This window comes from Chromobacterium subtsugae, assembly GCF_001676875.1.
In the GTDB taxonomy this organism is placed as follows: Bacteria; Pseudomonadota; Gammaproteobacteria; order Burkholderiales; family Chromobacteriaceae; genus Chromobacterium; species Chromobacterium subtsugae.
Window position 1 is genome coordinate 270,781 of sequence record NZ_JYKA01000001.1, and the last position, 16,578, is coordinate 287,358.

At 65.9% G+C, this 16,578-nt stretch carries 17 protein-coding genes; 9 read left to right on the forward strand and 8 right to left on the reverse strand.

What is annotated here, in order from left to right:
- Window positions 1–25 precede the first annotated feature (25 nt).
- The 6 genes from argA (at window position 26) to ettA (ending at window position 6,618) form a co-directional block, all read left to right on the forward strand.
- Window positions 26–1,333 (forward strand): amino-acid N-acetyltransferase, encoded by a 1,308-nt coding sequence (gene argA, locus MY55_RS01305; protein ID WP_043574442.1) that lies wholly within the window; start codon window positions 26–28, stop codon window positions 1,331–1,333.
- Between the two features lie 99 nt (window positions 1,334–1,432).
- Window positions 1,433–1,705, forward strand: coding sequence for an oxidative damage protection protein (locus MY55_RS01310; RefSeq protein WP_043574441.1), 273 nt, complete (start codon window positions 1,433–1,435; stop codon window positions 1,703–1,705).
- A 68-nt stretch (window positions 1,706–1,773) separates the two neighbouring features.
- Entirely contained in the window at window positions 1,774–3,849 is a 2,076-nt protein-coding gene (ppk1, locus tag MY55_RS01315) for a polyphosphate kinase 1 (protein ID WP_043574440.1), read from the forward strand.
- A complete protein-coding gene (locus MY55_RS01320; protein WP_065201862.1) occupies window positions 3,849–4,328 on the forward strand; it encodes a DUF456 domain-containing protein in 480 nt (159 codons plus the stop codon). The genes ppk1 and MY55_RS01320 overlap by 1 nt, the downstream gene beginning before the upstream one ends.
- Window positions 4,329–4,436: 108 nt before the next feature.
- A complete protein-coding gene (locus MY55_RS01325; protein WP_065201863.1) occupies window positions 4,437–4,862 on the forward strand; it encodes a BLUF domain-containing protein in 426 nt (141 codons plus the stop codon).
- Window positions 4,863–4,950: 88 nt separating this feature from the next.
- A complete protein-coding gene (gene ettA, locus MY55_RS01330) occupies window positions 4,951–6,618 on the forward strand; it encodes an energy-dependent translational throttle protein EttA (protein WP_065201906.1) in 1,668 nt (555 codons plus the stop codon).
- A 55-nt stretch (window positions 6,619–6,673) separates the two neighbouring features.
- On the opposite strand, the gene MY55_RS01335 is transcribed toward ettA, so the two are convergent.
- Window positions 6,674–7,408 carry a substrate-binding periplasmic protein gene (locus MY55_RS01335; protein ID WP_052258011.1) on the reverse strand — a complete coding sequence of 245 codons (735 nt, stop codon included), beginning with the start codon at window positions 7,406–7,408 and terminating at the stop codon, window positions 6,674–6,676.
- A 67-nt stretch (window positions 7,409–7,475) separates the two neighbouring features.
- Between MY55_RS01335 and MY55_RS01340 the strand changes: the two genes are divergently transcribed.
- The 3 genes from MY55_RS01340 to MY55_RS01350 all read left to right on the forward strand — a co-directional run bounded on the left by MY55_RS01340 (window position 7,476) and on the right by MY55_RS01350 (window position 10,537).
- Entirely contained in the window at window positions 7,476–8,153 is a 678-nt protein-coding gene (locus MY55_RS01340; RefSeq protein WP_043574438.1) for a peptidoglycan DD-metalloendopeptidase family protein, read from the forward strand.
- A 43-nt stretch (window positions 8,154–8,196) separates the two neighbouring features.
- Window positions 8,197–9,396 carry a DUF1615 domain-containing protein gene (locus MY55_RS01345; protein ID WP_047236980.1) on the forward strand — a complete coding sequence of 400 codons (1,200 nt, stop codon included), beginning with the start codon at window positions 8,197–8,199 and terminating at the stop codon, window positions 9,394–9,396.
- Window positions 9,397–9,508: 112 nt separating this feature from the next.
- On the forward strand, window positions 9,509–10,537 hold the full coding sequence (locus MY55_RS01350) for a DUF475 domain-containing protein (RefSeq protein ID WP_065201865.1): 1,029 nt from the start codon (window positions 9,509–9,511) through the stop codon (window positions 10,535–10,537).
- Window positions 10,538–10,607: 70 nt separating this feature from the next.
- On the opposite strand, the gene MY55_RS01355 is transcribed toward MY55_RS01350, so the two are convergent.
- The 7 genes from MY55_RS01355 to coq7 form a co-directional block, all read right to left on the reverse strand.
- Window positions 10,608–11,294, reverse strand: a complete 687-nt coding sequence (locus MY55_RS01355) for a hypothetical protein (protein ID WP_146008355.1) — start codon at window positions 11,292–11,294, stop codon at window positions 10,608–10,610.
- A 211-nt stretch (window positions 11,295–11,505) separates the two neighbouring features.
- Entirely contained in the window at window positions 11,506–12,147 is a 642-nt protein-coding gene (locus tag MY55_RS01360; protein WP_146008356.1) for a hypothetical protein, read from the reverse strand.
- A 252-nt stretch (window positions 12,148–12,399) separates the two neighbouring features.
- Complete coding sequence (frdD, locus tag MY55_RS01365) at window positions 12,400–12,768, reverse strand: fumarate reductase subunit FrdD (protein WP_080509568.1); 369 nt, start codon at window positions 12,766–12,768, stop codon at window positions 12,400–12,402.
- Window positions 12,765–13,163 (reverse strand): fumarate reductase subunit C, encoded by a 399-nt coding sequence (locus tag MY55_RS01370; RefSeq protein ID WP_043574423.1) that lies wholly within the window; start codon window positions 13,161–13,163, stop codon window positions 12,765–12,767. Before MY55_RS01370 ends, frdD begins: the two co-directional genes overlap by 4 nt.
- On the reverse strand, window positions 13,160–13,906 hold the full coding sequence (locus tag MY55_RS01375) for a succinate dehydrogenase/fumarate reductase iron-sulfur subunit (RefSeq protein ID WP_047237829.1): 747 nt from the start codon (window positions 13,904–13,906) through the stop codon (window positions 13,160–13,162). The genes MY55_RS01370 and MY55_RS01375 overlap by 4 nt, the downstream gene beginning before the upstream one ends.
- Window positions 13,903–15,678: a fumarate reductase (quinol) flavoprotein subunit gene (gene frdA, locus MY55_RS01380; RefSeq protein ID WP_065201866.1), complete on the reverse strand. Its 1,776-nt coding sequence runs from the start codon at window positions 15,676–15,678 to the stop codon at window positions 13,903–13,905. The genes MY55_RS01375 and frdA overlap by 4 nt, the downstream gene beginning before the upstream one ends.
- Before the next feature lie 190 nt (window positions 15,679–15,868).
- Window positions 15,869–16,489, reverse strand: coding sequence for a 2-polyprenyl-3-methyl-6-methoxy-1,4-benzoquinone monooxygenase (gene coq7, locus MY55_RS01385; protein WP_043574413.1), 621 nt, complete (start codon window positions 16,487–16,489; stop codon window positions 15,869–15,871).
- Between the last annotated feature and the right edge of the window lie 89 nt (window positions 16,490–16,578).

Sequence of the window (16,578 nt, forward strand, 5' to 3'; positions counted from 1 at the left end):
AATCGAGTGGCCGGAGTCCGCCCATATGCTCACCCGCGAGTTTGTTCTCACCTTCCGCGAAGCCGCGCCCTACATCAATTCCTACCGCGGCAAGACCTTCGTGCTGGCCATGGGCGGCGAGAGCCTGCTTGACGGCGATTTCTCCAGCATGGCCCAGGACATCAATCTCTTGGTCAGCCTCGGCGTGCGCATCGTGCTGGTGCACGGCATCCGCCCGCAGATCGAGGCGCTGTTGAAACGCCACGGCATCGCGCGGATGTTCCACCGCGACCGCCGCGTCACCGACGCCGGCACCATGGACGTGGTCAAGCAGGCCGCCGGCGCCACCCGCCACGACGTGGAGGCCAGGCTGTCGATGGGCATGCCGCATTCGCCGATGCACGGCGCCCACCTGCGGGTGGCCGGCGGCAACTTCGTCACCGCCCAGCCCCTGGGCGTGCTGGACGGCGTGGACATGCAGTACACCGGCCAGGTGCGCCGCGTCGACGCCGCCGCCATCCGCCAGCGGCTGGACGCCGGCGAGCTGGTGCTGCTGACCCCGGTGGGCTACTCGCTGACCGGCGAAAGCTTCAACCTGGCGATGGAAGAGCTGGCCACCCACGCCGCCATTGCGCTGAAGGCGGAAAAGCTGATTTTCGTGGTGGAGGGGCGCGGCGCGGTGGAGCAGGACGGCCAGCTGATCAGCTCGCTCACCGCGCTGCAGGCCGAACAATTGCTGGAAGCGGGCAGCCTGCCGGAAGACGTGGCCGCCTACCTGCCCTACGCGATCCGCGCCACCCGCGAAGGCATTCCGCGCGCCCACTTGATCAGCCGCCACGAGGACGGCGCGCTGCTGCTGGAGCACTTCACCCGCGGCGGCAACGGCACCATGATCGCGCGCGACCCGCTGGTGCGGGTGCGCAACGCCAGCATCGACGACGTCGGCGACATCCTGGCCTTGATCCGCCCGCTGGAAGAGCAAGGCGTGCTGGTGCGCCGCAGCCGCGAGCGGCTGGAGGTGGAGATAGGCGAGTACTCGGTGCTGGAGCACGACGGCAAGATCTACGGCTGCGTGGCGATGCACCCGTTCCCGGAGGCGGAAACCGCCGAACTGGCCTGCCTGGCGGTGTCGCCGGCCAAGCGCGACGGCGGCTTCGGCGAAATGCTGCTGCGCCATGTCGAATACCAGGCCCGCACCCGCGGCCTGCAGTCGCTGTTCGTGCTCACCACCCAGACCTCGCACTGGTTCGTCGAGCGCGGCTTCGCCGAGGCCGACAGAAGCTCGCTGCCGCTGGCGCGCCAGCAGTTCTACAATTACCAGCGCCGCTCCAAGGTGTTTGTAAAGAAGCTGTAACCGGCAACGGCCATGATGCCGCCACGGTTGGAAGGACGCGGGCTATGTGACAAAATAGCCCGTTGACCCCAACCAGAATTCAAAAGCAAGGATAGAGCCATGAGCAGAACCGTCAATTGCGTCAAGCTGGGCCGCGAAGCCGAAGGCCTCGACTTCCCGCCGCTGCCGGGCGAGCTGGGCAAGCGCGTGTACGAAAGCGTTTCCAAGGAAGCCTGGCAAGGCTGGCTGCGCTACCAGACCATGCTGATCAACGAAAACCGCCTCAGCCTGGCCGACGCCCGCGCGCGCCAGTACCTGGCCGCGCAGCTGGACGCTTATTTCTTCGGCCAGGGCGCCGACGCCCCGGCAGGCTACACCCCGCCGCAGAACTAAACCCCCGCCAAGCCCTCCAAGCGAGGGCTTTATTGTTTCCATTCACCGTAATTGGCTCGCACACCGTTATGTCACAACCGCAAGACTTGCTGCTGAATCGCGAACTGGGACTGATAGAATTCAACCGCCGCGTGCTGGCCCAGGCCGAAGACGCCAACCTGCCGCTGCTGGAACGCTTGAAATTCCTCTGCATCGTCTCCTCCAACCTGGACGAATTCTTCGAAGTGCGCGTAGCCTGGCTGCAGGACGCCGCCCACGCCACGCCGGAGCGCATCCTGGCCGACGGCAGCACCCCGGAGCAGGCGCTGGCCAAGGTGGCGCGCGCCAGCCATCAACTGGTGAAAGACCAATACGCGGTGATGAGCGAGGTGCTGTTCCCGGCGCTGCGCGAACAGGGCATCGTCTTCCTGCGCCGCGGCGAGTGGACGCAGCAGCAAAAGGACTGGGTGGAGGCCTTTTTCTTCCGCGAGCTGATGCCCATCCTGACGCCGATAGGCCTGGACCCGTCCCACCCCTTCCCCAAGGTGCTGAACAAGTCGCTGAACTTCACGGTGGAGCTGGAAGGCCGCGACGCCTTCGGCCGCGCCTCCGGCACCGCCATCGTGCAGGCGCCGCGCATCCTGCCGCGCGTGATCAAGCTGCCGGCCGAAGTATGCGAAGGCCGGCCGCACTGCTTCGTGTTCCTGTCCTCCATCCTGCACTCGCACGTGCATGAGCTGTTCCCCGGCATGACGGTGAAGGGCTGCTACCAGTTCCGCGTCACCCGCGACAGCGAACTGTCGGTCGACGACGACGACTTCAAGAACCTGCGCACCGCGCTGCAGGGCGAATTGCGCCAGCGCCAGTTCGGCGACGCGGTGCGGCTGGAAATCGCCGACACCTGCCCGCAGCACATGGAATCCTTCCTGCTCACCCAGTTCAATCTGCAGCCGCGCGACGTCTACCGCGTCAACGGCCCGGTGAACCTGGTGCGGCTGATGCAGGTGCCCGACCTGGTGGACCGCGCCGATCTGAAATTCGCGCCGTTCAGCCCCACCCTGCCGCCGCCGCTGCAGAAAAAAGCGCAGCTGTTCGAAGCCATCCGCAAGGGCGACATCCTGCTGCACCACCCGTACCAGAGCTTCCAGCCGGTGATCGACTTCCTGACCCTGGCCGCCACCGACCCGCACGTGGTGGCGATCAAGATGACGGTGTACCGCACCGGCACCGACTCGGTGCTGATGGAGTCGCTGATCGCCGCCGCCCGCGCCGGCAAGCAAGTGACGGTGGTGGTGGAGCTGATGGCGCGTTTCGACGAAGAAGCCAACATCAGCTGGGCCAGCCGGCTGGAAGATGCCGGCGCCCACGTGGTGTACGGCGTGATCGGCTACAAGGTGCACGCCAAGATGCTGATGGTGGTGCGGCGCGAGGAGCGCGGCCTGCACCGCTACGTGCACCTGGGCACCGGCAACTACCACCCGCGCACCGCCCGCCTGTACACCGACTTCGGCCTGTTGACCTGCAACGAGGAAATCGCCAGCGACGTCAACGACATCTTCGTCCAGCTGACCGGCCTCGGCCGCGCCGGCAGCCTGAAGCAGCTGTTCCAAAGCCCGTTCACGCTGCACAGCATGATCATGCAGGCGATAGAGCGCGAAACCGAGCATGCCCAGGCCGGCAAGCCGGCGCAGATCATCGCCAAGATGAACTCGCTGCTGGAGCCGCAGGTGATCCACGCGCTGTACCGCGCCAGCCAGGCGGGCGTGAAGATCCAGCTGATCGTGCGCGGCGTCTGCGCGCTGCGCCCCGGCGTGCCGGGCCTGTCGGACAACATCTCGGTCCGCTCCATCGTCGGCCGCTTCCTGGAACACCCGCGCGTGTTCTACTTCTACAACGACCACAAGGAAGACCTGCTGATGTCCAGCGCCGACTGGATGAGCCGCAACTTCTTCCGCCGCATCGAAACCTGCGTGCCCATCATCGACGGCAAGCTCAAGCGCCGCATCATCAAGGAAGCGCTGCGGCTGTATCTGGAAGACAACGTCAACAGCTGGGACATGCAGCCCGACGGCAGCTACAAGCGCCGCGGCAGCCGCGGCAAGCCGCACTGCGCGCAGCGCCAATTGCTGGAGTCCTACTCCGCCCAGCCGCAGGAAGACAAATAATGGCGATGGTGGGCTATCTGCTGGCCGTCGTCATGATGCTGGCCGGCCTGGCTGGCACCGTGCTGCCGGCCATTCCCGGCCTGCCCTTGCTGTTCGGCGGCATGCTGCTGGCCTCGTGGCTGGACAATTTCCAGCACCTCGGCGCCATCAGTCTGACCATACTCGCGGTGCTGGCGGCGCTGGGCCTGCTGATAGACTTCGTCGCCGGCCTGCTGGGCGCCAAGGCCACCGGCGCCAGCCGCCAGGCGCTGTGGGGCGCCTTCATCGGCAGCCTGGTGGGCATGTTCTTCGGCGTGGCCGGCGTGATCCTGGGGCCGCTGCTGGGCGCCATCATCGGCGAATTCATCGCCCGCAAGGATGCGTTCCAGGCCGGCAAGGTCGGCATCGGCACCATCATCGGCTTCATCGTCGGCGCGGTGGCCAAAGTGGCCTGCGCCTTCGCGATGCTGGCCACCGCCGCGCTGGCGCTGGCGTTTTAAACCCTGGCCATGCGGATGGCTGGCGCGGCCATCCCGGCAACGGACGCCAAGTTTTTGCTATGCTGTTGCGATCGATAGCGTCCGCCCATTCCGCCGAGGACATTCGCCATGCCGCTGCAGCACCTGATCTACGTCAGCACCGCCCGCCAGGAACTGAGCCACGCGGAGCAAGAAGCGCTGCTGGAATCCTGTGTGCGCCACAACCTGCAGAACGACATCAGCGGCGTGCTGCTGTATGGCCCCGGCAACTTCATCCAGGTGCTGGAAGGCGAAGCCGCAGCCGTCGCCGAAACCTACCAGCGCATACTGGACGACCCCCGCCACCATAACCTGATAGAAATCCTGCTCGAAGACATCGAGCAGCGCAGCTTTTCCAACTGGCGCATGGGTTTCACCCGGCTGGACGACGACACCATCAGCAAGCATCCCGGCTTCATCGACGTCTACGGTCCGGATTTCCTGCCCCAACGGCTGGCGCAGCGGCCGACGCTGGCGATGAACATCCTGCTGAGCTTCCGCGCCAACTGCCGCTGATCCCCTCCCCGCGCATCCCGGCCGCAGCAGGGGCGCGGATTTCGTTATAATCGGCGCTTAGTCCCATCCAACCAATGTGAACGAATCCATGGCCCAATACGTGATGTCGATGCTCCGCGTGAGCAAGATCGTCCCGCCCAAGCGACAAATCATCAAGGACATTTCGCTGTCCTTCTTCCCCGGCGCCAAGATCGGCCTCCTGGGCCTGAACGGCGCGGGCAAATCCACCGTGCTGCGCATCATGGCCAACGTGGACAAGGAATACGACGGCGAAGTGCAGCACCTGGCCGGCGTCAAGATCGGCTACCTGGAGCAAGAGCCCAAGCTGGACAACGACAAGACCGTGCGCGAGGAAGTGGAAAGCGGCATGGGCGACGTGATGGGCGCGCAGAAGCGCCTGGAAGAAGTGTACGCCGCCTACGCCGAGCCGGACGCCGACTTCGACGCGCTGGCCGAAGAGCAAGCCAAGCTGGAGGCCATCATCTCCGCCGGCGCCGGCGACAACGTGGCGCTGCAGCTGGAGCTGGCCGCCGACGCGCTGCGCCTGCCGCCGTGGGACGCCAAGATCGGCCCGCTGTCCGGCGGCGAGAAGCGCCGCGTGGCGCTGTGCAAGCTGTTGCTGTCCAAACCCGACATGCTGCTGCTGGACGAGCCGACCAACCACCTGGACGCCGAGTCCGTGGAATGGCTGGAGCAGTTCCTGGTGCGCTTCCCCGGCACCGTGGTGGCCGTCACCCACGACCGCTACTTCCTCGACAACGCCGCCGAATGGATTCTGGAGCTGGACCGCGGCGAAGGCATCCCGTGGAAGGGCAACTACTCGTCCTGGCTGGAACAGAAGGAAGAGCGCCTGGCGCAGGAAGCCAAGAGCGAAGGCGCCCGCATGAAGGCGATGAAGCAGGAGCTGGAATGGGTGCGCCAGAACCCGAAGGGCCGCCAGGCCAAATCCAAGGCGCGCATCGCCCGCTTTGAAGAACTGTCCAGCTACGAAACCCAGAAGCGCAACGAAACCCAGGAAATCTTCATCCCGGTGGCCGAACGCCTGGGCAATGAAGTGATCGAATTCGACGGCGTGTCCAAGGGCTTCGGCGACCGCCTGCTGATCGACAACCTGTCGTTCAAGGCTCCGCCGGGCGCCATCGTCGGCATCATCGGCCCCAACGGCGCCGGCAAATCGACGCTGTTCAAGATGATAGCCGGCAAAGAGCAGCCGGACAGCGGCAGCGTGAAGATCGGCCAAACCGTGCAGATGGCCTTCGTCGAGCAGAGCCGCGAAGGCCTGGACGGCGACAAGACCGTGTTCGAAGACGTGGCCGCCGGCGCCGACATCCTCACCGTCGGCCGCTTCGAGATGTCCAGCCGCGCCTACCTCGGCCGCTTCAACTTCAAGGGCGCCGACCAGCAGAAGAAGGTGGGCATGCTGTCCGGCGGCGAACGCGGCCGCCTGCACCTGGCCAAAACGCTGCTGAAGGGCGGCAACGTGCTGCTGCTGGACGAACCGTCCAACGACCTCGACGTGGAAACCCTGCGCGCGCTGGAAGACGCGCTGCTGGAATACGCCGGCACCGTGTTCGTGATCTCGCACGACCGCTGGTTCCTGGACCGCATCGCCACCCACATTCTGGCGGCGGAAGGCGAATCGCAATGGACTTTCTTCGACGGCAACTACCAGGAGTACGAGGCCGACAAGAAGAAACGCCTGGGCGAGGAAGGCGCCAAGCCCAAGCGCATCCGCTACAAGCCGATCAGCCGCTGATCGGCTGCCTGCACGCCATTCAGCCCCCGCTCCGCGGGGGCTTTTTGCTGAGAGCTCAATCCAGATAGCGGGACATCACCTTGGCCGCCACCCCCTCATCGCGCAATTGCTTGAGCGCCGCGCCCAGCCGCTGCGCCTCCTCCTCCGGCATGTGCTTGCCGCAAGCGAGGTAGATGCCGGTTTCCTGCAGCCGCAGAATCTCGCGTATCGGCGTCGCGCTCACGCCCTGCTTCTTCACCAGATAGCGCGCCACCGGGCTGTGCACCGCCCAGGCGTCGGCCACGCCCAGGCTCAATTCCCGATAGGCGTCTTCCGTCGTCGCCAACTCGGAAAACCCCACCTGATGCAAACGCAGCCACTCCGCCATCGACGAGCCCAGCAAGGTCACCACCCGCAAACCCTTCAGGTCGGCCAGCGTGCGGATCTGCGCCTTGCTGCCGGCGGCGACGAACAAGGACTGACTGCTGTCGTCGATCAGCCCCACCCAGCGGTATTGCCCTTCGCGCTTGGGCGAGCGGGTCAGCGGCATCAGGCAGCCGCTTTCCTCGTTCGTCACCTGCAGCTGCGCCCGTTTCCACGGCAAATCGACAAACTGTCCCCGCAGCCCGGCGCGCGCCAGCGCCTGCGACACCAGCTCCACCGCGATGCCATGCGGCGGACTCTGCGGCGTGTCGCGGATCACGAACGGCGGATAGTCCAGCGTGTACAGATTGACGACATCCCCTGCCGGCGCGGCCCAGGCCTGGCAGGAACCAAACCAGGCCAGCGCCAGCCCAACCCATTTCATCATTGCTTTCCCCATCCGCGTTCATCCGCCGCCGGCTCGGTCGCGGCTAGACGGTGATAGAATTCCGGCCATGTATTTGCGAACCCTCATTCTTTGTAGCAGCTTATGGCTGGCGGCCTGCGCCACGCCCCGCGCGGCCGACGCCCCCGCCCCCGCCGGCTATTACCGGGTGCAGTCCGGCGACACCCTGTACCGCATCGCCCGCAAGCACCGGCAAAGCGTCGGCAACCTGGCGCGCTGGAACCAGCTGTCGGACAGCTCCAACATCCAGGCCGGCCAATTGCTGCGCGTGCAGCCGCCATCCGCCGGCAAAACCGCCGGCAACGCCAGCCGCCCGCCGGCCAAACCGGCGGAAAAGCCGGCGCCGCCGCCGGCCCGGCTCGACATCAAGCTGCAGTGGCCTGCCTCCGGCGCGCTGATCGCCGGCTTCGACGGCAACCGCAACAAGGGCATAGACATCGCCGGCAACGCCGGCGACAAGGTGCAGGCCGCCGCGGCCGGCAAGGTGGCGTATGCCGGCAAGGGCATCCGCGCCTACGGCAACCTGCTGATCATCAAGCACAGCGACGACACGCTGACCGCTTACGCCCACAATCAGCAGCTGCTGGTGAACGAGGGCGATCAGGTGAGCGCGGGACAAACCATCGCCACCATGGGCGACACCGGCGCCAACCGGGTCAAGCTGCACTTCGAGCTGCGGCTGCGCGGCCAGGCGGTGGACCCGGCGCCCTATCTGCCGCCGCGCTGATCCGCGCCGCCGACGATTTCGCCCTGCTCGAAACCATAATGAAATGAAACGCACCTCGCTCCTGTTGCTCGCCGCGCTGCTGTCCGCCTGCGCCGGCCCGCGGCCGCAACCCGCGCCGGCGCCCATCGCCTCGGCGCCCGCCGTACAGCTGCCGCCCGAAACCGCCTCGCCCACCCCGGCGGCGCCCGCCTCCAATCCGGTGCCGCAAGCGCCGCCAGCCAAGGCTGCGCCCGCGTCCCGCGAGCTCATCGCCCGCGCCGTGCCGCCGCAAGCGCGCGACCGCCAGGGCTGGATCGCCGACATCGACGCCGCCTTGCGCCACCTGCGGATTCCGGCCAGCGCCGACAATGTCTGCGCGCTGGCCGCGGTGATAGAACAGGAATCCAGCTGGCAGGCCGACCCGGTGGTGCCCGGCCTGCCCGGCATCGTCTGGGGCAAGATAGAAGAAAAGGCGCACCGTTACCTGGTGCCGCTGTCGGTGGTGAAAACCGCGCTGCTGAAGGGCTCGCCCAACGGCCAGAGCTATAAAGCCCGGATAGACAATCTGCGCACCGAGCGCGAGATGAACCTGTTGTTCGAGGACATGGCGCGCGAAGCCGGCAAGATGGGCCTGCCCGACATGAAAAACCCGATCCGCACCGGCGGGCCGATGCAGGTCAGTGTGGAGTTCGCCGAGGCCCACGCCAAAGTCTGGCCCTATCCCTACCCGCACAGCGACAGCATCCGCCACCAGGTATTCAGCCGCCGCGGCGGCGTCTACTTCGGCGCCGCCATCCTGCTGCAATATCCGGCGCCTTACCAGGACATGCTGTACCGCTTCGCCGACTTCAACGCCGGCCGCTACAGCAGCCGCAACGCCGCCTTCCAGGCCGCGCTGTCCCGCCTGTCCGGCCGCAAGCTGGCGCTGGACGGCGACCTGCTGAACTACCAGGGCCAAACCGCCTCCGGCAGCCAGCAGGCGGCGCTTTCGCTGTCGGGGCGGCTGGCCATGGGCGCCGCCGCCATCCAGCGCGATCTTCGGCAGGAAAAGAGCGTCGGCTTCGGCCAGACCCAGCTTTACCGCCAGGTTTTCGCGCTGGCCGACCAACAGGCCGGCCGCCCGCTGCCGCGCGCGGCCATGCCGCAGATCGACCTGAAAAGCCCCAAGATCAGCCGCAAACTCACCACCGAATGGTTCGCCAATCGGGTGGACGGCCGCTACCGGCGCTGCTTGGTACTATTGCGGCAAACCCCGGCCCCGTGATGCCAAACGCTTGATCCCGCTTTATAATTGCCAATGCGAACGGCCGGACTTTCCGGCCGTTCTCGCATTCCAGAACAGCGGGAAAACCGCAAAAATAATCAGGTAATTGCACATGCGTTCAACTTTTTCCTATTTCCGCGGCTCGCTGGCCTTCAGCGTGGCCGTGCTGGCCATCGTCGCCTGGTATGGACACGCCCAGGGCGGCGTCGAACAGGCCGGCGCCTTCCTGGTCACCGCCGCGGTGCTGGCGGTGCTGGAAACCAGCGTTTCCTTCGACAACGCGGTGGTCAACGCCACCGTGCTCAAGGCGATGAGTCCGCGCTGGCGGCAGATCTTCATGACCGTCGGCATCGCGGTGGCGGTATTCGGCATGCGCATACTGTTCCCGCTGCTGATCGTGTCGACTGCCGGCGGCGTGTCGCTGGCGGAGGCCTTCGCGGTGGCTACCAAGCAGCCGGAGCGCTACCAGCAGATCATGCACGACAGCCACCTGATGATCATGGGCTTCGGCGCCACCTTCCTGCTGATGGTGGTGATCGAATACTTCGTCCAGCATGAGAAGGATGAGCACTGGGTGCCGGGCATCGAGCCGCTGCTGGCCAGGCTGGGCAGCGTGGAAAACGCGCAGTCGCTGGTCACTATCCTGGTGGTGGCCGCCATCGCCGCGCTGCTGCCCGCCGGCCAGAAAATGCCGTTCATCAGCAGCTGCTTCTGGGGCTATGTGGTGTTCATGGCGCTGCATATGTTCAAGCAGCTGTTCGGCGGGATGGATATCCAGACCGCCGCCGCCAAGAACGGCCTGATCGGCTTCGTCTACCTGGAAGTGCTGGACGCCAGTTTCTCGATGGACGGCGTGATCGCCGCCTTCGCGATCACCAACGATTTCTGGCTGATCGCCGCCGGCCTGGGCATCGGCGCGATGTTCGTGCGCTCGCTGACGCTTTACCTGGTGGAGCGCAATGTGATGAGCCAGTTCAAATACCTGGAAGTGTCGGCGTTCTGGGCGATCGCCGCGCTGGTGGCCATCATGTATGCCGCCGCGCTGCATGTCGAACTGGGGGAAGTGACGACCGGCCTGATCAGCGTCGCCATCATCGCGCTGGGCATCCTGACCAGCCTGCCCTCGCGCGGCAAGCCCTGAGCGCCGCCCGACAAACAGCAAGGCCGGGTTTCGCCGGCCTTGTTTTTCCCACGCTCCCCAAAGCCTGGCTTCAGGCCGAGGTGCTCAGCAGCGCCCCCACGCCGGCGCTGCTGCCAAATTGATTCTGCTGCAGATTATTGGTCAGGTTTTGCAGGAAGGACTGCAGCGACGATTGCGACGATTGCCCGCTGCCGCCGATTCCCAAAGCCTGCTGCAGATTCTGGAAGGCGCTGCTCAAGGTCGAGGTGGCGCTGTTCTGGGTGCCGTTGGCGATGTCCTGCAACAACTGCTGCAGATTGTTCTGCAGATTGCCGTAGCCGCCGCTGCCGGATGCCGCCGTCGTGGCGTCGCCGGACTGGTCGCTGCTGCCGGCCTCGCTGCTGCCGCTCTGGCTGCCGGATGCCGCTCCCTCCTGCTGCAAAGCCTGGAACAAGGAATGGATGAAAGCATGCACGGCCTGCTGCTGCGTTCCTCCCGTCGCATCCACCGCGCCGGTCGAGCCGGAATCTCCATCCGAGGACGAGTCCGTCCCGCTGCTGGAGGAGCCAGACTGCAGCAGCCCCGATTGCTGCAAGGCCTGCAGCACGCTTTGGGTCAACTCGCCGCCGCCGCCATGATGATGGTGTCCGCCGCCGCCCGTTCCCTGAACCGCGCCGCCGCCGGAAGATTGCCCCTGATCCGACGAAAAGCTTTCCTGGATATCCACCTGCGTGTACTGCAAAGAGATTGAGCTGTTGCCCAGAGATCCGACCGACATGATGCTCTCCTTAAAGAACTGATCCATCCGTCTCAGCATGCGCTGATATCGGTATATCGGCTTTCCGGCGCCTAGACAAATGGACAAGCTGTAAATTTATGTTAATTAAGGAAAATTCAGCCAATCTACCCGCCAAAAACGCTACAACCGGCCCGGATTCCGGACGCGCCGCGCGGCGCTGGTTTCAGTATAGCCTGGGTGTCGGCGGGGTTCAGGCGCTGGTATTGAGCAGCGAGCCGACGCCGCCGGCCGACAGCGCCTGGTCGTTCTGCAAGGTGAGCAGGTTTTGCAGAAAAGTATGCAGCGACGCCTGTTGCGACCCGCCGGTCCCGTTGCCGCTGCCCAAGGACTGCTGCAAATCCTTGAACGCCGAGGCCAGGCTGGTGGTGGCGCCGTTCTGGCTGCCGTTGCTCACATCCTGCAGCAGCTTCTGCAGATTGCTCTGGAAATCGCCGTAGCCGCTGGACGCCGGCCCCTGGCCGGCGCCGGCGGTGCTGCTGGACAGCCCTTCGGCCTGCACCGCCTGGTACACCGCGTGGACGAAAGTATGCAGCGCCTGCTGGACATTGCTGCCGGCGCTGCCCGACAGCGCGCCTATCGCATTGTTTTGCGGGCCGGCGTCGCCTGTGCGCTCGCCGGCGTTGTTGTAGTTGCCGGCGGCGGCAAGATTAAGGCCTGACTGCTGCAGCGCCAGCGCCACTTCCTGCCCGAAACCGCCGTCCGGTCCATTGTCCTGGCGGCGCGAGGCGGCTGCCTGCCCCTGGTTGCCGGACGGCGCCAGCACGCCGGGAGCGGTGGCGGGAACATATTGCGGGGCAATGGAATAACTGCCAGTCACAGACCCAAGCGACATCGCATTCTCCTTGCGCAGCTTGCAAACCCGCTAACTGTGGCTTCGCCCGGCAAGCGGCATGCCGCTGGGCGAAAAAATGGCAAATGCCAGCACACATGCAAAATGATGGGCCGCGCATGGAAATGACATGGCGGACAATCCACTATAGGCGGGAAAAAAATGCGTCAAGGCCGGAAAACAGCGCAGATGTCGGACGGGTGCCGCAAAAAGAGCGGCACCCGGGGGGATTTAAGTAGAAACCACAAGCCGGCGTCAGCGCCCCAAACGCAATAGCAGGCCCGCCGCCAGCAGCGTGCCCAGCATCGCCACGCCATAGGTCAAGGCTTTGGCGGCCGGCCCGCCATGCACGCCGATATCGTGCAGGCTGTGGTAGATGCGGTGCGCCGCGTGCCACAACAGCAAGCTGACCAGCCCCCACAGCGCCGCCTTGCCCACCAGACTCTGCGCCAGGGCTAGCGCGCCCTGGTAGCTGGCCGCCTTGGCCGGCAGCCAGCCCAGCGGCGCGGCGAAACCGGTGATCCACACCAGCATCGGCCCGAACAAGGCCGCCAGCATGCCGCCGGCGCCGAACAGCCCCCAGAAGATGGGCGCGTGGGAACGCTTCAGTTGTCGCTTGCTCATTGCGAGATCCCCCATGCGATGCCCAGCAAGGCCAGGCTGGCGAGCAGCGCGGCGATGAAGCCGCCGGCGGTGATGGCGGCGGCGGAGACGCGCTTGCCGCCGATGATCAGCGGCGGCAAGGTGCGCGGCATGATCTTGAACCAGGTGTAGCTGTGGTAGCCGATCATCAAGAACAGAATCAGGTGGCACAACACAGACCAGGGGCTGCGCAGCGCCGCGATGAAGCCGTTCCATGCCGCCTCGCCCTGGCTCAGCCGCCACAGGCCGAACAGCAGCGCAAAAGCGTAAGCGGCGACGAACAGCGCCGTGCCCTCGTGGACCATGTACTCGATGAAGTACGGGCTCTTCCGCCACCAGCCGCCCATGGGCCGTACATAAGGTCGACGCTTGTTCATTTGCACGCTCCCTTGGGACGCGCGAACCGCAGGAAATAATCCTTGGCCACCGCCGTCTTGTTCAGGTTCACCGCGTTGGCCGGATCCACCGCCTTCGGACAGACTTCCGAGCAATAACCGACCGCGGTGCAGTTGAACACGCCCTCCTGCGCCGCCAGCAGCTCCATCCTTTGCTCGGATGCGCCGTCGCGGCTGTCCTGGTTGTAGCGGTGCAGCAGCGCGATGGCGCCGGGGCCGAGGAAGTCCGGATTCAGACCGTACTGCGGACAGGCGGCGTAGCACAGCAGGCAGTTGATGCAGCCGCTGAACTGGGCGTACCAGTCCATCTGCGCCGGCGTCTGCTTGTATTCCCCCTCGGACAAGGGCTTGTTTTCCTTGGGCACGATATAGGGCGTGATGCTTTCGAGTTTCTCGATGAAATCGTCCAGCACCACCACTAGGTCGCGCTCGATGGGAAAATGATGCAACGCCTCTATTCTCACCCTGCCCGGGTAGTCGCGCAGGAAGGTCTTGCAGGCGAGCTTGGGCACGCCGTCCACCATCATGCCGCAGCTGCCGCAGATGGCCTGGCGGCAGGACCAGCGAAACGCCAGCGTGCCATCGAGGTAATCGCGGATGTATTGCAGGCCCTGCAGCACCGACATGTCGTCGCTGTACGGCACCTCGAAGCTTTGCGGCCACGGCTCGCCGTCCTGTTCCGGCCGGTAGCGCATCACTTCGATGATCATCGTCTTGTCCGTCATGCCGTCTCTCCCCGCTCCGCGGCCGCGCCCGCCGCGCCGTAAGCGCGCACGCCGGGCGGCGACGTGGTGATCTTGACCGCGCCGTAAGCGATGCGCGGCGCGGCGTCAGGCTGATGGATGGCCAGGCTGTGCTTGAGGAAGTTGGCGTCATCGCGTTGCTCATAGCCGTCCAGCCGCTGGTGGGCGCCGCGCGATTCCTTGCGCTGCAACGCCGAATGCGCGATCGCCTCGGCCACGTCCAGCTGGTAGCCCAGTTCGATGGCCAGCAGCCAGTCGCTGTTCCACACGCTGGATTTGTCCTCGACGTTCAGGTAGTGGAAGCGCTGCTTCAAATCAGCCAGCTTGTCGCAGGCGGCTTGCATGCCGGCCGCGGTGCGGTAAATGCCGCAGCCTTGCTCCATCGCCTGCGCCATTTCGCCGCGGATGTCGGCGATGCGCTCCGAGCCCTGGCGGTCGCGCAGCGCCAGCAGCCGCGCCTCGGCCGCCCTGGCCTGTTCGAGCAAAACGCCGCGCCCGGCCGGCGGGTTGTCGCGGGCGAAACGCGCGGCGGCCTCCCCCGCCGCCTTGCCGAACACCGCCAGTTCGGCCAGCGAGTTGGAACCCAGCCGATTGGCGCCGTGGATGCCGACGCTGGAACACTCGCCGACGGCGTAAAGCCCCGGCAGCGGCGACGCGCAGCTGCCGTCCACCAGGATGCCGCCCATGGTGTAGTGGACGGCCGGACGCACCGGGATAGGCGCCTGCGCGGGATCGATGCCGAGGAACTCCTCGGCCAGCTCGCAGATCTGCGGCAAGCGCTCGCGCAGCTTGTCATGGCCCAGGTGGCGCAGGTCCAGATACACCGCCTCGCCCCATGGCCCCTGCGCCGCGCGGCCCTTCTGCTGCTCATGCCAAAAGGCCTGGCTCAGCCGATCGCGCGGGCCCAGCTCCATGAACTTGTTGCGCGGCTTGTCTTCCGCCGGCCCCAGGCCGTAGTCCTGCAGGTAGCGGTAGCCGTCCTTGTTGATCAACACCCCTCCCTCGCCGCGGCAGGCCTCGGTGAACAGCAGGCCGGTGCGCGGCATGCAGGTCGGGTGGTACTGGACGAATTCCATGTCGCGCAAAGGCACGCCGTGGCGGTAGGCCAAGGCCATGCCGTCGCCGGTGACGATGCCGCCGTTGGTGTTCTCGCGGAACACCCGGCCGGCGCCGCCGGTGGCCATCACCACCGCGCCGGTCTCGATCAGCAAGCTTTCGCCGCTGGCGATCTCGATGGCCAGCACGCCGCGCGCCTGGCCGTCCTCGACGATCAGGTCGGCGCAGAAGTATTCGTCGAAACGCTGAATCTGCGGAAACTGGATGGAGGTCTGGAACAGCGTGTGCAGCATGTGGAAGCCGGTCTTGTCGGCGGCGAACCAGGTGCGCTCTATCTTCATGCCGCCGAAGGCGCGCACGTTGACGCTGCCGTCTTCCTTGCGGCTCCACGGACAGCCCCAGTGCTCCAGCTGCACCATTTCCTGCGGACACTGGCGGACGAAATACTCCACCACGTCCTGTTCGCACAGCCAGTCGCCGCCGGCCACGGTGTCGTGGAAGTGGGCGTCGAAGCTGTCGTGCTCCTGCTTGACCGCCGCCGAGCCCCCCTCCGCCGCCACCGTGTGGCTGCGCATCGGATACACCTTGGACACCAGCGCGATCTTGAGTCCGGGATCGGCCTGAGCCGCGGCGATCGCCGAGCGCAATCCGGCGCCGCCGGCGCCGACGATCGCAATGTCGGCCTGGTAGGTTTTCATCTGCTGCCTCCTGCTGGAATCGAAACGTTTCCGGCAGGCTAGGCGAGGATGGCGAGGAGGTTCTAGACCTTGGTCAAGCGGCGGCGACTCATCTCCTGGCGGCGAGCCCGCGCCATGACTCCGGTCAAGCGCCCGCCAAACAAAACCCGCGCCAATGGGGCGCGGGTTTGAAGTGAGAAACGGCGGCGGATCAGATGCGGTAGCTGCTGCCGGTCATCACCTTGGCCGACAGCTTCATCGCCGCCTTCAAGGGCGCCGGCAATTCCGCCGCGCCCAGCTCATGCGCCATCTCGGCATGCTGCAGCTCGTCGTCGCGCATCTGGCTGACGATGGCGCGGCTTCTGGCGTCGTCGTCGGGCAGCGCACTCAGGTGGCTGTCCAGGTGCGCGCCGACCTGGCGCTCGGTTTCCTGCAAAAAGCCCAGGTTCCATTTGTCGCCCAGCACGCCGGCCGCCACCCCCAGCGCCAGCGAGCCGGTATACCACAGCGGGTTGAGCAGGCTGGGACGGCCGCCCAACTCGCGGATGCGGCGCTCGGTCCAGGCCAGGTGCTCCACCTCCTCCTGCGCCGCCTGCCGCAGCGCCTCGCGCGCGGACGGGTCGCGCGCGGTCAGCGCCTGGCCCTGGTACAAGGCCTGCGCGCACACTTCGCCGCAATGGTTGACCCGCATCAGCCCCAGCGCGTGGCGCTTGTCGGCCGCGCTCAAGTCGGCCTCGGAAATATCCTGGTCCGGATGCGCGCGCGCGCTGTGCGCCGGCGCGCACAATGTGCGCAGGCCCTTGTCCAGTTCCACGATCAATTTGTCCAGCATCGGCATGCTTCCTTGCGCGTCCATCCTTGAAGAAGGCGATTATACCTTCGCGGCACATCCAGGACAGCTGCTGATATAATCGCCGGGTC

Excerpts from the sequence above, each read along its gene's own strand:
- frdD (WP_080509568.1), bottom strand. The coding sequence starts at position 12,768 with ATGAGCAAGCGACAACTGAAGCGTTCCCACGCGCCCATCTTCTGGGGG.
- MY55_RS01350 (WP_065201865.1), top strand. The coding sequence starts at position 9,509 with ATGCGTTCAACTTTTTCCTATTTCCGCGGCTCGCTGGCCTTCAGCGTG.
- ppk1 (WP_043574440.1), top strand. The coding sequence starts at position 1,774 with ATGTCACAACCGCAAGACTTGCTGCTGAATCGCGAACTGGGACTGATA.
- ettA (WP_065201906.1), top strand. The coding sequence starts at position 4,951 with ATGGCCCAATACGTGATGTCGATGCTCCGCGTGAGCAAGATCGTCCCG.
- MY55_RS01310 (WP_043574441.1), top strand. The coding sequence starts at position 1,433 with ATGAGCAGAACCGTCAATTGCGTCAAGCTGGGCCGCGAAGCCGAAGGC.
- MY55_RS01360 (WP_146008356.1), bottom strand. The coding sequence starts at position 12,147 with ATGTCGCTTGGGTCTGTGACTGGCAGTTATTCCATTGCCCCGCAATAT.
- MY55_RS01340 (WP_043574438.1), top strand. The coding sequence starts at position 7,476 with ATGTATTTGCGAACCCTCATTCTTTGTAGCAGCTTATGGCTGGCGGCC.
- MY55_RS01345 (WP_047236980.1), top strand. The coding sequence starts at position 8,197 with ATGAAACGCACCTCGCTCCTGTTGCTCGCCGCGCTGCTGTCCGCCTGC.
- MY55_RS01325 (WP_065201863.1), top strand. The coding sequence starts at position 4,437 with ATGCCGCTGCAGCACCTGATCTACGTCAGCACCGCCCGCCAGGAACTG.
- MY55_RS01355 (WP_146008355.1), bottom strand. The coding sequence starts at position 11,294 with ATGTCGGTCGGATCTCTGGGCAACAGCTCAATCTCTTTGCAGTACACG.
- MY55_RS01335 (WP_052258011.1), bottom strand. The coding sequence starts at position 7,408 with ATGATGAAATGGGTTGGGCTGGCGCTGGCCTGGTTTGGTTCCTGCCAG.
- argA (WP_043574442.1), top strand. The coding sequence starts at position 26 with ATGCTCACCCGCGAGTTTGTTCTCACCTTCCGCGAAGCCGCGCCCTAC.
- MY55_RS01320 (WP_065201862.1), top strand. The coding sequence starts at position 3,849 with ATGGCGATGGTGGGCTATCTGCTGGCCGTCGTCATGATGCTGGCCGGC.
- MY55_RS01370 (WP_043574423.1), bottom strand. The coding sequence starts at position 13,163 with ATGAACAAGCGTCGACCTTATGTACGGCCCATGGGCGGCTGGTGGCGG.
- coq7 (WP_043574413.1), bottom strand. The coding sequence starts at position 16,489 with ATGCTGGACAAATTGATCGTGGAACTGGACAAGGGCCTGCGCACATTG.
- MY55_RS01375 (WP_047237829.1), bottom strand. The coding sequence starts at position 13,906 with ATGACGGACAAGACGATGATCATCGAAGTGATGCGCTACCGGCCGGAA.
- frdA (WP_065201866.1), bottom strand. The coding sequence starts at position 15,678 with ATGAAAACCTACCAGGCCGACATTGCGATCGTCGGCGCCGGCGGCGCC.